Below are 14,526 nucleotides of genomic sequence, written 5' to 3' on the forward strand. Positions count from 1 at the left end.
GCCGCAGGGCCCCCTGCGCCACCTTCATCTCCTCGATGCCCAGCAGGTCGAACACCGCGCGCAGCACGCTGAGGCCGCCGCCGATGACCGCCTTGCGGTCCTCGCGCATGCCCTCGATGCGCAGCTTGTCGGCGCCGCCGGCCTTGAGCAGCCGGTCGAGCAGCCAGTCCAGGCCCTCGCGCTTGACCACCCCGGGCTCTCCGCCGGCCGCGGCCAGCACGTCGCCGACCGCGCCGATCGTGCCCGAGGCGCCATAGGCCACGTCCCACTGGTCGCGCGTATAGCTGCCGAGCGCGTCGTCGAGCACGGCCTTGGCCGCGACCTCGGCGGCGCGGAAGGCGGCGGCGGTGAACTGGCCCTCGGGGAAGTGCTTCATCGACCAGGCGACGCTGCCGACGCGGTACGACTCCATCAGCTCGGCCTCGAGGGCGCGGCCGATGATCATTTCGGTGGAGCGCCCGCCGATGTCGATCACCAGCCGGCGCTCGCGGTCCGACGCGTCGTTGTGGGGCAGCATGTGCGCCACGCCCTGGTAGATCAGGCGGGCTTCCTCGCGCCCCGGGATCACGTCGATGCCGAAACCCAGGATGGTGCGCGCGCGCAGCAGGAATTCCTCGCGGTTGCGCGCCTCGCGCAGCGTCTGGGTGGCGACGGCCCGCACCTGCGAACGCTTGAAGCCGGCCAGTCGCTCGCCGAAGCGGGCGAGGGCGTCCCAGCCGCGCTGCATGGCTTCGGGCGTGAGGTTGCGCGCGCTGTCCAGGCCGTTGCCCTGGCGCACGGTCTCTTTCAGGTATTCGGTGCGGTGGATCTGACCGTGATCGACTTGACCGATTTCGAGCCGGAAGCTGTTGGAGCCTAGATCGACCGCTGCGAGGCGGGTGCCATTTTGCATGTTGGAGTAGAGAAGGCGGGGGCCTGGTTCGAAGGTCCTGGAAGGGTAACGCCACCTTCCCGACCGACGCCGCAGCGAGGGCTAGAGGCTAGATCGGGTGCATGACGGTTGTGTGACAGCGTCACAGAGCCGGAGGGCTCCACGACGCCATTTTCCCTCGACAGGAGGGTGTCACATCGATGTCACACAAGCTTTCTAGAGTCCGTCGCAAGCCCGAAAGGGGACTACTTCTTACTTCTAAAGGAAGCTTCATGCAAACGACGTTCAAATTTGCAACCGCCGGCCTCGTCGCCGCGGTTTTCGCTCTCCCCGCGTTCGCCCAGGACGTGACCGGTGCCGGTGCCAGCTTCCCGGCCCCGCTGTATGCCAAGTGGGCTTCGGACTTCAACAAGGCCACCGGCGTCAAGATCAACTACCAGTCGGTCGGTTCGGGTGCCGGCCTGAAGCAGATCGAAGCCAAGACCGTCGACTTCGGCGCGTCGGACGCTCCCCTGAAGGACGACGAACTCCAGGCCAAGGGCCTGATGCAGTTCCCCACCGTCATCGGCGGCGTGATCCCGGTCGTGAACATCCAGGGCATCAAGCCCGGCGAACTCAAGCTCAGCGGCCAGGTGCTGGGCGACATCTACCTCGGCAAGATCACGAAGTGGAACGACCCCGCGATCAAGGCCCTGAACGGTTCGCTGAACCTGCCCGACGCTGCCATCGCCCCGGTTCGCCGCGCCGACGGTTCGGGCACCAGCTTCCTGTTCACCAACTACCTGTCGAAGGTCAACGCCGAGTGGAAGAGCAAGGTCGGCGAAGGCACGGCCGTGAACTGGCCCACCGGCGCGGGCGGCAAGGGCAATGAAGGCGTCGCCGCCTTCGTGGGCCGCCTGCCGAACTCGATCGGCTACGTGGAGTACGCGTACGTCAAGCAGAACAAGATGACCTACGCCCAGATGCAGAACGCCGCTGGTAACTTCGTCTCGCCCGACGACACCGCCTTCAAGGCCGCCGCCGCCGGTGCCGACTGGAACAAGAGCTTCTATCAAGTGCTGACGAACCAGTCGGACAAGGGTGCATGGCCGATCACCGGCGCCACCTTCATCCTGCTGCACAAGACGCAGGACAAGCCGGCCAACGCCACCACCGTGCTGAAGTTCTTCGACTGGGCCTACAAGAGCGGCGACAAGACGGCCGACGAACTGGACTACGTGCCGATGCCCGACGCCGTGAAGGCCACGATCGCCAAGGCATGGGGTGAAGTCAAGGACGCATCGGGCAAGCCCGTCGCCTTCAAGTAAGCCTTCTTCTCCCTGATCAGAAAAAGAAAACACGGCGCGCCATGAGCAGCAATCCGCTCGATGGCGCGCCGCTTTCGTCATTGCCGGAGCGACCTGTGTCATCCACTTTCCCCGCCGCTGCCACCACGCTCGACCTTTCCGCCGAGCAGGGCCGTACCACCGCACCGCCGCCGATGAAGGCGTCGCGCTCCGGCCCCATGGTCGATCGCCTGTTCGGCTGGGCCGCCAAGGGCGCCGCGCTGCTGACGCTCGCGATGCTGATCGGCATCCTGCTGTCGCTGATCGCCGGCGCCTGGCCCGCCATCACCAAGTACGGCCTCGGCTTCCTCACGAGCAGCGTGTGGGACCCGGTCCAGAACGAATACGGCGGCCTCGTGATGATCTACGGCACGCTGGCCACCTCGGCCATCGCCCTGGTGATCGCGGTGCCCGTGAGCTTCGGCATCGCGCTCTTCCTCACCGAACTTTCGCCCGGCTGGCTCAAGCGCCCGCTGGGTACCGCCATCGAACTGCTGGCCGCCGTGCCCTCGATCGTCTACGGCATGTGGGGCCTGCTGGTGTTCGGCCCGATCCTGTCGACCTGGGTCCAGCAACCGCTGCAGAAGCTGCTGGCCGGCGTGCCCTACCTCGGCGCGCTGGTGTCCGGTCCCCCCGTGGGCATCGGCATTCTGTCGGCCGGCATCATCCTCGCGATCATGATCATCCCGTTCATCGCCTCGGTGATGCGCGACGTGTTCGAGGTCACGCCTCCGCTGCTCAAGGAATCGGCCTACGGCCTCGGTTCCACCACCTGGGAGGTCGTCTCCAAGGTCGTGCTGCCCTACACCAAGGCCGGCGTCGTCGGCGGCATCATGCTCGGCCTGGGCCGTGCGCTCGGCGAGACCATGGCCGTCACCTTCGTGATCGGCAACATGAACCAGCTGAACTCGCTCTCGGTGTTCGAGGCGGCCAACAGCATCACCTCGGCGCTCGCCAACGAGTTCGCCGAAGCCGGCGCCGGCCTGCACCAGGCCGCGCTGATGTACCTGGGCCTCGTGCTGTTCTTCATCACCTTCGTCGTGCTGTCGCTGTCGAAGGTGCTGCTGGCGCAAATGAAGAAGAGCGAAGGAAAGAAGTCGTGAGCACAAGCCAATCCCTCATCAACGCCAAGACCCTGGCCGAAACCCGCCAGGCCCGGTTCGCCTCGCGCAACCGCGTCAACAAGATCGCCCTCACGCTGTCGCTCGCCGCGATGGTGTTCGGCGTGTTCTGGCTCGTCTGGATCCTCTGGGAAACCCTGCGCCTCGGTATCGGCGGCCTGTCGATCGCGGCCTTCACCGAGATGACCCCGCCGCCGAACGAAGCGGGCGGCATCCTGAACGCCATCTTCGGCTCCTTCGTGATGGTGCTGCTGGCGACCTTCGTCGGCACGCCGATCGGCATCATGGCCGGCATCTACCTGGCCGAGTACAACCCGAAGGGCATGCTGTCCTCGGTCACGCGCTTCGTCAACGACATCCTGCTGTCGGCGCCGTCGATCGTGATCGGCCTGTTCGTCTACGCGGTGGTCGTGGCCTACTTCAAGCAGTTCTCGGGCCTGGCCGGCGCGCTGTCGCTCGCGCTGATCGTGATCCCGGTCGTGATCCGCACCACCGAGAACATGCTGCAGCTGGTGCCGCCGGGACTGCGCGAAGCCGCCTACGCCCTCGGCACGCCGAAGTGGAAGGTGATCCTGAGCATCACGCTGCGCGCCGCGCGTGCCGGCGTCGTGACCGGCGTGCTGCTGGCCGTGGCCCGCATCGCCGGCGAGACCGCGCCGCTGCTGTTCACCGCGCTCAACAACCAGTTCTGGACCGCCGACGTGACCCAGCCGATGGCCAGCCTGCCGGTGACCATCTTCAAGTTCGCGATGAGCCCGTACGAGAACTGGCAGCAGCTGGCCTGGGCCGGCGTGTTCCTGATCACCATCGCGGTGCTCGCCCTCAACATCCTGGCGCGGGTCCTGACGCGCACCAAGCACTGAAGCCGGGACGGCTTCCACCGCAACCCGCACAGAACGAACAAGAGAAACGCAACATGGCACCCATCACCGCTCCCACCGTCGCATCGCCCGCGAAGATCTCGGTCAAGAACCTGAACTTCTACTACGGCAAGTTCCACGCGCTCAAGGGCATCAACCTCGAGATCCCCGAGAACAAGGTCACGGCCTTCATCGGCCCCTCGGGCTGCGGCAAGTCGACGCTGCTGCGCACCTTCAACCGCATGTTCGAGCTCTATCCCGAGCAGCGCGCCGAGGGCGCCATCGAGCTCGACGGCGAGAACCTGCTGACCAGCAAGCAGGACGTGGCGCTGATCCGCGCCAAGGTCGGCATGGTGTTCCAGAAGCCGACGCCGTTCCCGATGTCGATCTACGACAACATCGCCTTCGGCGTGAAGCTGTTCGAGAACCTCTCGGCCAGCGAGATGGACGACCGCGTCGAATGGGCGCTGAAGAAGGCGGCCCTGTGGACCGAGGTGCGCGACAAGCTGCAGCAAAGCGGCTCGGGCCTCTCCGGCGGCCAGCAGCAGCGCCTGTGCATCGCGCGCGGCATCGCGATCAAGCCCGAAGTGCTGCTGCTCGACGAACCCTGCTCGGCCCTGGACCCGATCTCGACCGCCAAGATCGAGGAACTGATCGCCGAGCTGAAGAACGAATACACGGTGGTCATCGTGACCCACAACATGCAGCAGGCCGCGCGTTGCAGCGACTACACCGCCTACATGTACCTGGGCGACCTGATCGAGTTCGGCGCCACCGAGCAGATGTTCTTCAAGCCGCAGCGCAAGGAGACCGAGGACTACATCACCGGCCGCTTCGGCTGATGCAACAACGCAAAGAGGACGACACCATGACTGAAAAACACCTCTCCAGCCAGTTCGACAGCGAACTCAACGGCGTCTCGTCGCGCGTGATGGAACTCGGCGGCATGGTCGAGTCGCAGATCCACCAGGCGATCTACGCGCTGCTGCAGTTCGATTCGGACGCGGCCGACCGCGTGATGGAAACCGAGCACCGCGTGAACGCGATGGAGATCGAGATCGACCGCGAGCTGTCGTCGATCATCGCGCGCCGCCAGCCGACCGCGCGCGACCTGCGCCTGCTGATCGCGATCTCCAAGACCACCGCCAACCTCGAGCGCGTGGGCGACGAGGCCAACAAGATCGCGCGCATGGTCAAGTCGATCATCGAGAGCGGCGCCTCGCGCGTGCTGCCGACCACCGAGCTGCGCATCGCGGCCGACCTGGCCTCGAACCTGCTGCGCACCGCGCTCGACGCCTTCGCGCGTCTCGATACCGCCGCGGCGCTGTCGATCCTCAAGGACGACGACCTGATCGACAAGGAGTTCGACGGCTTCGTGCGCAAGCTGGTCACCTACATGATGGAAGACCCGCGCACCATCTCCGCCAGCCTCGACCTGCTGTTCCTGGCCAAGGCCATCGAGCGTATCGGCGACCACGCCAAGAACATCGCCGAGTTCATCATCTACATCGTCAAGGGTGCCGATGTGCGGCACACTTCGATGCAGGAAATCGAGTCGGCGCTGCAGTAACGACACCAGTACGACTGCGGCAAGACTCCCAAGAAAGCATGAAAAAACCCCGAGTCCTGATCGTCGAAGACGAGTCCTCGATCGCCGAGCTGATCGCCGTCAACCTCCGCCACAACGGCTTCGAGCCGATCTGGTCGGAGGATGGCGCGGCGGCCCAGCGCGAGATCGATGCCTTCCTGCCGGACCTGATCCTGCTCGACTGGATGCTGCCGGGCCAGAGCGGCCTGCAGCTCGCGCGCCAATGGCGCAAGGACCCCCGTACCAAGGCCGTCCCGATCCTGATGCTGACCGCGCGCGGCGACGAGCCCGACAAGGTGGCCGGCCTCGACGCGGGCGCCGACGACTACATTACCAAGCCTTTCTCCACCCAGGAAATGCTCGCGCGCATCCGCGCCGTGCTGCGCCGCCGCGCGCCCGAGGTGGTGACCGAGCGCGTCGAGATCGGCGAGCTGGCGCTCGACACCGCCACCCACCGCGTGACCTGGCAGGGCAATGCGCTGAAGGTCGGCCCGACCGAGTTCAAGCTGCTGGCCTACCTGATGCAGCACGCCGAGCGCGTCCACAGCCGGGCCCAGCTGCTCGACAAGGTGTGGGGCGACCACGTCTACATCGAGGAGCGCACGGTCGACGTGCACGTCAAGCGCCTGCGCGAATCGCTGGGCGCGGCCTCGCCGATGGTCGAGACGGTGCGCGGTGCCGGCTACCGCCTGACGGCCCAAGCCACCGTTTGACCGCCGTGAGCGTCTCCGCCCGCGGGCGCGGATAATCGCCCGCCATGCCGTTTCGCATTGCTACTTTTTTAATAGCGTCTCTCCTAGGCGGAGTGGGCGTTACAGCCTTTTTCGGCTGGAAGCTCGGCTGGCTCGGCGCCTGGGTCGGCGCGGTGGTCTGGCTGGGCTTCGATGCCTGGCGCGCCAAGCGGCTGCTGCTGATCCTGCGCAACGACGCGGTGGGCCTGCCCAGCCGCGGCGTCGGCATGTGGGGCGAGCTGGCCGAACGCATCCGCAAGCTGCTGCGCGACCGCGAGCAGCAGATCCGCCAGGCCGACGACCGGCTGCAGGAATTCCTCGCCGCGATCCAGGCCTCGCCCAACGGCGTGGTGCTGCTCGACGAGCAAGGCCGCATCGAGTGGTGCAACCAGACCGCGGCGGCGCAGTTCGGCATCGATGCCGAGCGCGACCTGCTGCAGCACCTGGCCAACCTCGTGCGCGACCCGGCCTTCGTGGCCTACCTGGCATCGTGGAACTACAGCCGCGACGTCGTCATCGACGGCCATGGCCTGGGCACGCAGCGCAGCCACCCGGTGCGGCTGTCGGTGCAGGTGCATCCCTACGCGGGCAACCGCCGCATGCTGCTCACGCGCGACATCACCGCGCTCGAGCAGGCCGAGGCGATGCGGCGCGACTTCGTGGCCAACGTCTCGCACGAGATCCGTACGCCGCTCACGGTGCTCGCGGGCTTCGTCGAGACGCTGCAGAACCTGCCGCTCGATGCCGACGAGCGCGCGCGCTACCTCGGCCTGATGGGCCAGCAGTCGCACCGCATGGAGACGCTGGTCAACGACCTGCTGACCCTGTCGCGCCTCGAGGGCAGCGCCGCCCCCGGCGGCACGCAGTGGACGCGCATCCGCGCCTTGCTCGCGCAGTGCGAGGACGAAGGCCGCGGCCTGTCGGGGCGGCTCTCGCCGCAGTTGGGCCACAAGCTGTCGTTTGCCATCGATGCCGATTCCGAGGTGTCGGGCGCGGCCACCGAGCTGCAGAGCGCGATGTCGAACCTGCTGAGCAACGCGATCCGCTACACGCCTGGTGGCGGCGAGGTGGCGGTGAGCTGGCGCCTGTTGCCCGACGGTCGCGGCGAGTACGCGGTGAAGGACACCGGCCCGGGCATCGCGGCCGAGCACATCCCGCGCCTGACCGAGCGCTTCTACCGCATCGACCGCAGCCGTTCGCGCGAGACCGGCGGCACCGGGCTCGGGCTGGCGATCGTCAAGCACATCGCCCAGCGCCATGGCGCCGAGCTGCGCATCGAGAGCACGGTGGGCAAGGGCTCGCGCTTCGCGCTGGTGTTCCCGGCCACGCGCGTGCGCGAGGCGCGGGTGATGGCGCGGCAGCCGGCCTGAACGGCCACGGCGCTTTCACCGGTCAGCCGGTCAGCCGCGCACGCGGTGCGCCATGGTCCAGCGCAGCAGCGCGCCGAACAGCAGGGCCGTGACCGTCAGCGCGGCGGCGCCCATGATCCAGAACGCCAGCGGCGACTGCATGGCCGGCCAGGGGCCAAGCCCGCGGTAGGCCAGCAGGTAGCTGCCGCCCAGGCCCACGGCCCACAGCAGCGTGCAGTAGATCGCCAGCGGCGCGAGCGTGACCCGGTAGCAGCGCAGCACGAACACGCACAGGGTCTGCAGCGCGTCGGCGAAGTGGTAGAGCGCGACCACCAGCAGCAGCGCGCCCGCGAGCGCGATCACGGCCGGCTTGTCCGAATACACGGCCGCGAGCTGGAAGCGCAGCCCTCCCATGGCGAGCGCGAACAGCAGCGCGCACAGCACCGTCAGCTCGAAGCCGGTGCGGCAGGCGCGCCGCGCCAGCGCCGGATCGCCGGCGCCGAGCCAGAAGCTCACGCGCGCGCTGGTCGCGATCGCGAGCGACAGCGGCACCATGTAGGCCACGGCCAGCAGGTTGGCGGCGATCTGGTGCGCCGCGGCCGCGGTGGTGCCCAGGCGCGCGATGAACAGCGCCATCAGCGTGAACGAAGTGACCTCCACCAGCACCGCGAGGCCGGCCGGCACGCCCAGGCGCGCGAACTGGCCGATCTGCGCCCAGTCGGGCTTCTCGATCGGCTGCCAGAGCCGGTAGCCGCGGTAGAACGGGCTGGCGCGCAGCAGCCACACGGCGCAGCCGAGCATCGTCCAGTTGACGGCCAGCGTGGCCCAGCCGCAGCCGACCAGGCCCATCGCCGGCAGCCCCGCGCCGCCGAAGGTGAACCAGACCGACAGCGGCAGCTTGATCGCCAGCGAGGCGAGCTGCAGCCAGGTCACGAGCTGTGGTTTGCCCAGGCCCTGGCTCAGGGTGCTGAACAGGCGGAACAGCAGCGCGGGCGCGAGCCCGAAGGCCAGCACCGCGAGGTAGGCCTCGACCTCGCCGCGCATCGCGGGCGGCACTTGCGTCCATTGCAGCGCCGGCCCCGGCAGCAGCAGCAGCGCCATGCCCACCACGATCGCCAGCCCCGCGAGGTAGAGCGACTGCCGCACCGAGCGGCCCACCTCGGCGCCGCGGCCGCCGCCGTGCAGCTCCGCCCAGACCGGCAGCAGGGCCTGCAGCACGCCCATCAGCGAGACGTAGACGCTGACGAAGATGGCGGCGCCGACCGAGAGGGCCGCCAGCGCGTCCTCGGAATAGCGGCCGGCCACGATGGTGTCGGTCACGCCGAAGGCCATCACGGCGAGCTGGCCGACCAGCACCGTGCCCGCGTGGCGGGCGATCAGACCGCGTTCGCCCCTCACCGCGGCGCGATCTTCTCGTACAGCAGCAGGTCGTCGGAGGGACTGCTGGGGCGGCGCAGGGTCCCCGCGAAGCGCCATTGGTCGAGCGAGATGATGGTGTGCAGCCGCTCGATGGTCTCGGGGCCCACCAGCAGCCACGGGCAGTCGGTGCCCAGCAGCAGCGGCTGCAGGTCGAAGCGGCCGTGGTACTGCAGCGCCGCGATGTGGGCACGGCTGAGCGCGAGCTCTGCCACGCACTTGGGATGGCCCACGCGCTCGGTCACGGCGCGCACCTGCGGCGCATAGCTGCGCGCGTAGTCGATCGGCGGCAGCCACAGCGTCATCAGCAGCATCCAGCACAGCGCGGTGCCGCCGGCCGGCAGCACCAGCGTCTTCCAGAGCGCCGCGCGGTGGCGCCCGGTGCGCCAGCGCACCAGCCAGCACCAGGCGATGGTGGCGGCGAGCGCGAGCACGAAGGCGATGGGCGAGAACTCGGGCACGAAACCCGGCACCAGCCGTGCCACGCTGGCCGCGGGCTTGGGCGGGTAGCCGGTCTGCATCGCGATCCAGTAGATCCAGCCCAGCAGCGCGAGGCCGCTGAAGAAGAGCAGGGTGAACCAGTCGACCAGCGCCGCCACGCTGCGCCGGAAGGTCGGCAGCGCGAAGGCCGCGAGCGTGGCCATCGCGGGCAGCGCCAGCATCAGCGAGCGGTCGGAGTAGTCGGTGGTCCAGGTGGCGGCCAGCGGCACCAGCGCGAACCAGAACGGCAGCGCCACGTGGCGCGCCGCGAGTTGCCGGCGCCAGCGCCACAGCGTCCACAGCGCCAGCGGCCAGGCCGGCCAGGTGAACCACAGCAGCAGCCGGGCCTGGCTGCGGATGTCGCCCATGATCGAGGTGCCTGGATGAGCGCCGGGCAGGTCGATCTTCCATTGCAGCAGGCCGAGGCCGATCGCGAGCGCCGCGGCCAGCAGCGTCACGCCGGCCATGGTGAGCAGCGCGCCGCGCGTGTAGCCCGGGCCTTCGTCCTCGCCCATGCCCGACCAGCCGGTGCTCGCGGGCTCGGCGGCGCGCCGCATGCGGCGGCGCTCGTAGGCGATGAACAGCACGCTGCCCGTGGCCAGCGCCAGGCCGACGGTCGGGCCACCGCTGAGCGTCATGCCCAGCGTGCCGACCACCAGTGCGATGACCGGCCCGGCGCGCCGGTAGGGCAGGGCCGCCACGCCGTAGAACAGGTGCGAGGCGAAGTAGAGCTGCGCCAGCGCGGGCGTGGTTTCATGGCCGAGCTGGGCCAGGCCCAGGCAGGCGATCAGCGCGAGCAGGGCGCCGTCGGCCATGGCGCGCGCGTAGTCGGTCGGCCGCGCCTCGCCGCCGAAGGCGAAGGCCACGGGCTGGGCACGCGCGGTGCGGGCCAGGTAGTAGACCGCGTACCAGGTCGCGGTGAAGGTGCCCCAGAGCAGCAGCGCGAACACGATGCGCACCGCGAAGTCGGGATGCAGCCAGGCGGGTGCGATCTTGATCGCCAGCGCGCCGATCCAGTACGGCACCAGCGCGGGCGTTTCGGGCGCGATGCCCAGCAGGCGAGGATCGAACCAGCGCGCCAGGCCCTCGGTGCTGCGCGCCAGCTCGGCCATGTAGCCGAAGGCCGTGATGTCGGCGCTCTTCCAGGGTCCCCGGCCGACCAGCCCCGGCAGCAGGTAGGCGGCGCACAGCAGCAGCAGCGCGATGCGCGGCAGCCGGCGCACGGCATTCTGGGCAACGATCGCGGGCGTGGGCTGGTTCAAAGGGCGATGGGCGACGGCGGGTGGGGGAAACAAAAAGGGCAGCGCGGTAAACCGGGCTGCCCTCGACGCCAGGCCTGAGCCTGGGTGCGTGCCTTACTTGGAGGCAGCGGCGCCGGTCGTCTTGCCGAAGCGGTTGCGGAACTTCTCGACGCGACCGCCCATGTTGTCGACCGACTTCTGGGTGCCGGTGTAGAACGGGTGCGATTCGCTGGTGGTGTCCAGCTTGAACAGGGGCAGCTCGCGGCCGTCGTCCGCCTTGGCGGTTTCCTTCGTGTTCACGCAGGAACGGGTCACGAACTTGAAGCCGTTCGACATGTCGACGAACAGGACATCGCGGTAATTCGGGTGGATGCCTTCTTTTGCCATGGTGTTTCCTTGGGGGGTCGATGCGAGAGCCACTGGCGGGCAGGACGCCGGCCGCACTTTTCGCGAAGCCGCCGATTATCGCATACTGGGCCGATGGCGGCCAGTTCGGCCCGTCCCCCAGCGAAACCAGCCCTCCCATGACCTCCCCAACCCTGCGCGCCGGCCTTGTCGGCTACGGCTTTGCCGGCCAGACCTTCCATGCCCCCGTGCTGTCGGCCGTGCCCGGCCTCGAACTGGCGGCCGTGGCCAGTTCCCAGCCGCACAAGGTGCATGCCGACTGGCCCGGCGTGGCCGTGGTGCCCGACACGGCGGCGCTGGTCGCGCGGCAGGACATCGACCTCGTCGTGGTCGCCACGCCGAACGCCCAGCATCATCCGGTCGCGAAGGCGGCGCTGCTGGCCGGCAAGCACGTGGTGGTCGACAAGCCCTTCACGCTCGACGCCGCCGAGGCGCGCGAACTCCAGGCGTTGTCCGAGCGCAACAAACTGGTGCTCGCGGTCTACCAGAACCGCCGCTTCGACGCCGATTTCCTGACCCTGAAGGAACTGCTGGCCAGCGGCGAGCTGGGCCGCCCGGTCTATGTCGAATCGCATTTCGACCGCTACCGGCCCGAGGTGCGCGAGCGCTGGCGCGAGCAGAAGGTGCCGGGCGCGGGCATCTGGGTCGACCTGGGCGCGCACCTGGTCGACCAGGCGGTGCAGCTGTTCGGCATGCCCGACACCCTGCAGCTCGACACCGCCGTGCTGCGCGATGGCGCCCAGGTCGAGGACTACTTCCATGCGGTGCTGCGCTACGAGTCGGGGCCGCATGCGCCGCTGCGCGTGGTGCTGCACTCGACCACGCTCGCGGCCCATGCCGCGCCGCGCTATCTCGTGCACGGCACGCGCGGCAGCTACGTCAAGCACGGCGTCGATCCGCAGGAGGACGCGCTGCGCGCCGGCCAGCGGCCGCCGAGGACGGGGTGGGGCGTCGATCCGCTCGATGGCGAGCTCGTGCTGCCTGCTGCCGACGGCACGGTGGCGAAGCGCGCCTGGCCCACGCGCGCGGGCGACTACGTCGCGTACTACGCGGCCGTGCGCGATGCGATCCTCGGCCAGCGGCCGAATCCGGTGCCGCCCGAGCAGGCGGTGGCGCTGATGGAACTGCTCGATCTCGGCCGGCGCAGCGCCGAGGAAGGCCGCGCGCTGCCCGTCGCGCGCCCATGAAAAAAGCGCGCTGCATCGCAAGATGCAGCGCGCTTTTTGGGAGGCGAGCTTCGGTCGAAGACCGGCTCAACCCCCGCGACGCATCATGTCGAAGAACTCGACATTCGTTTTCGTCGCCTTCATGTTCTTGAGCATCAGCTCCATCGACTCGATCTCGTCCATGTTGTACATGAGCTGGCGCAGGATGCGGGTCTTCTGCAGGATCTCGGGCGCGAGCAGCAGCTCTTCGCGGCGCGTGCCGCTGCGGTTGAGCTGGATCGAGGGGAACACGCGCTTCTCGTAGAGGCGGCGGTCGAGGTGGATTTCGGAGTTGCCGGTGCCCTTGAACTCTTCGAAGATCACTTCGTCCATGCGGCTGCCGGTGTCGATCAGCGCGGTGCCGATGATGGTCAGCGAGCCACCTTCCTCGACGTTGCGAGCGGCACCCAGGAAGCGCTTGGGACGCTGCAGTGCGTTGGCATCGACACCGCCGGTCAGCACCTTGCCCGACGAGGGCACGACGTTGTTGTAGGCGCGTGCGAGGCGGGTGATCGAGTCGAGCAGGATCACCACGTCCTTCTTGAGCTCGACCAGGCGCTTGGCGCGCTCGATCACCATCTCGGCCACGTGCACATGGCGCGCGGCGGGCTCGTCGAAGGTGGAGGCGATGACCTCGCCCTTCACCGTGCGCTGCATCTCGGTCACTTCTTCGGGGCGCTCGTCGACGAGCAGCACCATCATGTGGACCTCGGGGTAGTTGGCGCTGATCGCGTGCGCGATGTGCTGCATCATCACCGTCTTGCCGCTCTTGGGCGGTGCCACGAGCAGGGCGCGCTGGCCCTTGCCGATGGGCGCGATGATGTCGATCACGCGGCCGGTGATGTTCTCTTCGCCCTTGATGCCGTCGCGCTCGAGGCGCATCTGCTCCTTGGGGAACAGCGGCGTCAGGTTCTCGAACATCACCTTGTGCTTGTTCTGCTCGGGCGGTCCGCCGTTGACGGCGTCGAGCTTGGTCAGCGCGAAGTAGCGTTCGCCGTCCTTCGGAATGCGCACCTCGCCCTCGATCATGTCGCCGGTGTGCAGGTTGAAGCGGCGCACCTGGCTCGGGCTGATGTAGATGTCGTCGGTGCTGGCGGTGAAGCTGGTGTCCGGGCTGCGCAGGAAGCCGAAGCCGTCGGGCAGGATTTCGAGCACACCGTCGGCGAAGACCTGTTCGCCGGCCTTCGCGCGCTTCTTGATGATCGCGAACATCAGCTCCTGCTTGCGCATGCGGCCGACGTTTTCGATCTCAAGGGCTTCGGCCTGCTTGAGGACTTCAGACACGTGGAGTGCCTTGAGTTCGTTTAAGTGCATGGAACGACCCCTTGCGGGGGCAATCGAGGGGAAACGGAGAACAGGGGGGTGGTTCGATGTGAGACGAGAACTGCCTCACTGACCGGGGAACTCGAACCGGCTACCTGAAAGGGCCGGCGATCTGCTGGTGATTATGACAGGAAAAACGCGCCGGCCAACGCGTTGCGCGCTGGCCGGTTAGAAAGCACTCAGGCGAGTTGCTGGTCGATGAAGGCGGTGAGCTGGGCTTTGCTCATGGCACCGACCTTGGTGGCGGCGAGCTGGCCGTCCTTGAACAGCATCAGCGTGGGGATGCCGCGAATGCCGAACTTGGCGGGGATGTCGCGGTTCTCGTCGACGTTGAGCTTGGCGATCTGCAGCTTGCCTTCGTAGGCGCTCGACACTTCGTCGAGGATCGGGGCGATCATCTTGCAGGGGCCGCACCATTCGGCCCAGTAGTCGACCAGCACGGGCTGGCTGGACTTGAGCACGTCGGCTTCGAAGGAGGAATCGGAGATGTGTTTGATCAGCTCGCTGGCCATGATGGAGTCCTTGTGCGCGGGGAGTTTCGGTGCAGCTACAGTGCGGGTCATTGTGACAGAAACCAAGGGGTGACGTGGCATGCACGAAGGCTATGGCGC

Annotated in this window: 14 protein-coding genes; 8 read left to right on the top strand and 6 right to left on the bottom strand. The window is 68.0% G+C overall.

Translation table 11 applies throughout. The features are described 5' to 3' along the window. A partial coding sequence (locus tag ACODT0_RS21930) for a Ppx/GppA phosphatase family protein (RefSeq protein WP_489042262.1) occupies window positions 1-892 on the bottom strand: 892 nt, incomplete at its 3' end. Window positions 893-1,143: 251 nt separating this feature from the next. Between ACODT0_RS21930 and pstS the strand changes: the two genes are divergently transcribed. The 7 genes from pstS to phoR are packed head-to-tail and all read left to right on the top strand — an operon-like array spanning window position 1,144 to window position 7,866. Beyond that, the gene (pstS, locus tag ACODT0_RS21935; protein WP_413763748.1) at window positions 1,144-2,178 is read left to right on the top strand and encodes a phosphate ABC transporter substrate-binding protein PstS; all 1,035 of its coding nucleotides are present in this window, start codon (window positions 1,144-1,146) and stop codon (window positions 2,176-2,178) included. A gap of 41 nt (window positions 2,179-2,219) precedes the next feature. Beyond that, window positions 2,220-3,299 carry a phosphate ABC transporter permease subunit PstC gene (pstC, locus tag ACODT0_RS21940; protein ID WP_489042263.1) on the top strand — a complete coding sequence of 360 codons (1,080 nt, stop codon included), beginning with the start codon at window positions 2,220-2,222 and terminating at the stop codon, window positions 3,297-3,299. Further along, window positions 3,296-4,180: a phosphate ABC transporter permease PstA gene (gene pstA, locus ACODT0_RS21945; RefSeq protein WP_489042264.1), complete on the top strand. Its 885-nt coding sequence runs from the start codon at window positions 3,296-3,298 to the stop codon at window positions 4,178-4,180. Before pstC ends, pstA begins: the two co-directional genes overlap by 4 nt. 53 nt (window positions 4,181-4,233) lie before the next feature. Continuing rightward, the gene (gene pstB, locus ACODT0_RS21950) at window positions 4,234-5,019 is read left to right on the top strand and encodes a phosphate ABC transporter ATP-binding protein PstB (RefSeq protein ID WP_057594227.1); all 786 of its coding nucleotides are present in this window, start codon (window positions 4,234-4,236) and stop codon (window positions 5,017-5,019) included. 26 nt (window positions 5,020-5,045) lie between these two features. After that, the gene (gene phoU / locus ACODT0_RS21955) at window positions 5,046-5,747 is read left to right on the top strand and encodes a phosphate signaling complex protein PhoU (protein ID WP_057594226.1); all 702 of its coding nucleotides are present in this window, start codon (window positions 5,046-5,048) and stop codon (window positions 5,745-5,747) included. A 38-nt stretch (window positions 5,748-5,785) separates the two neighbouring features. Beyond that, on the top strand, window positions 5,786-6,478 hold the full coding sequence (gene phoB, locus ACODT0_RS21960) for a phosphate regulon transcriptional regulator PhoB (RefSeq protein WP_057594225.1): 693 nt from the start codon (window positions 5,786-5,788) through the stop codon (window positions 6,476-6,478). A gap of 44 nt (window positions 6,479-6,522) precedes the next feature. Further along, window positions 6,523-7,866 (top strand): phosphate regulon sensor histidine kinase PhoR, encoded by a 1,344-nt coding sequence (gene phoR / locus ACODT0_RS21965; RefSeq protein ID WP_261213897.1) that lies wholly within the window; start codon window positions 6,523-6,525, stop codon window positions 7,864-7,866. A 30-nt stretch (window positions 7,867-7,896) separates the two neighbouring features. Here the strand turns inward: phoR and ACODT0_RS21970 are convergent, their stop codons facing one another. The 3 genes from ACODT0_RS21970 to ACODT0_RS21980 form a co-directional block, all read right to left on the bottom strand. Further along, window positions 7,897-9,243: an MATE family efflux transporter gene (locus tag ACODT0_RS21970; protein ID WP_479672347.1), complete on the bottom strand. Its 1,347-nt coding sequence runs from the start codon at window positions 9,241-9,243 to the stop codon at window positions 7,897-7,899. Next, window positions 9,240-11,003 carry a hypothetical protein gene (locus tag ACODT0_RS21975; RefSeq protein ID WP_057594222.1) on the bottom strand — a complete coding sequence of 588 codons (1,764 nt, stop codon included), beginning with the start codon at window positions 11,001-11,003 and terminating at the stop codon, window positions 9,240-9,242. Before ACODT0_RS21975 ends, ACODT0_RS21970 begins: the two co-directional genes overlap by 4 nt. 93 nt (window positions 11,004-11,096) lie before the next feature. After that, a complete protein-coding gene (locus ACODT0_RS21980; RefSeq protein WP_057594221.1) occupies window positions 11,097-11,369 on the bottom strand; it encodes a type B 50S ribosomal protein L31 in 273 nt (90 codons plus the stop codon). Window positions 11,370-11,506: 137 nt separating this feature from the next. Between ACODT0_RS21980 and ACODT0_RS21985 the strand changes: the two genes are divergently transcribed. Continuing rightward, window positions 11,507-12,574 (top strand): oxidoreductase, encoded by a 1,068-nt coding sequence (locus tag ACODT0_RS21985; RefSeq protein ID WP_489042265.1) that lies wholly within the window; start codon window positions 11,507-11,509, stop codon window positions 12,572-12,574. 66 nt (window positions 12,575-12,640) lie between these two features. Here the strand turns inward: ACODT0_RS21985 and rho are convergent, their stop codons facing one another. Further along, window positions 12,641-13,906, bottom strand: coding sequence for a transcription termination factor Rho (rho, locus tag ACODT0_RS21990; protein ID WP_057594219.1), 1,266 nt, complete (start codon window positions 13,904-13,906; stop codon window positions 12,641-12,643). A gap of 188 nt (window positions 13,907-14,094) precedes the next feature. After that, window positions 14,095-14,427, bottom strand: coding sequence for a thioredoxin TrxA (gene trxA / locus ACODT0_RS21995; RefSeq protein ID WP_057594218.1), 333 nt, complete (start codon window positions 14,425-14,427; stop codon window positions 14,095-14,097). Window positions 14,428-14,526: the final 99 nt, after the last annotated feature.

This window comes from Variovorax sp. FG153, from assembly GCF_057809595.1.

Coding starts and splice junctions, on each gene's coding strand:
- pstS (WP_413763748.1), top strand. CDS start 1,144: ATGCAAACGACGTTCAAATTTGCAACCGCCGGCCTCGTCGCCGCGGTT.
- pstC (WP_489042263.1), top strand. CDS start 2,220: ATGAGCAGCAATCCGCTCGATGGCGCGCCGCTTTCGTCATTGCCGGAG.
- pstB (WP_057594227.1), top strand. CDS start 4,234: ATGGCACCCATCACCGCTCCCACCGTCGCATCGCCCGCGAAGATCTCG.
- phoU (WP_057594226.1), top strand. CDS start 5,046: ATGACTGAAAAACACCTCTCCAGCCAGTTCGACAGCGAACTCAACGGC.
- phoB (WP_057594225.1), top strand. CDS start 5,786: ATGAAAAAACCCCGAGTCCTGATCGTCGAAGACGAGTCCTCGATCGCC.
- phoR (WP_261213897.1), top strand. CDS start 6,523: ATGCCGTTTCGCATTGCTACTTTTTTAATAGCGTCTCTCCTAGGCGGA.
- ACODT0_RS21980 (WP_057594221.1), bottom strand. CDS start 11,369: ATGGCAAAAGAAGGCATCCACCCGAATTACCGCGATGTCCTGTTCGTC.
- ACODT0_RS21985 (WP_489042265.1), top strand. CDS start 11,507: ATGACCTCCCCAACCCTGCGCGCCGGCCTTGTCGGCTACGGCTTTGCC.
- rho (WP_057594219.1), bottom strand. CDS start 13,906: ATGCACTTAAACGAACTCAAGGCACTCCACGTGTCTGAAGTCCTCAAG.
- trxA (WP_057594218.1), bottom strand. CDS start 14,427: ATGGCCAGCGAGCTGATCAAACACATCTCCGATTCCTCCTTCGAAGCC.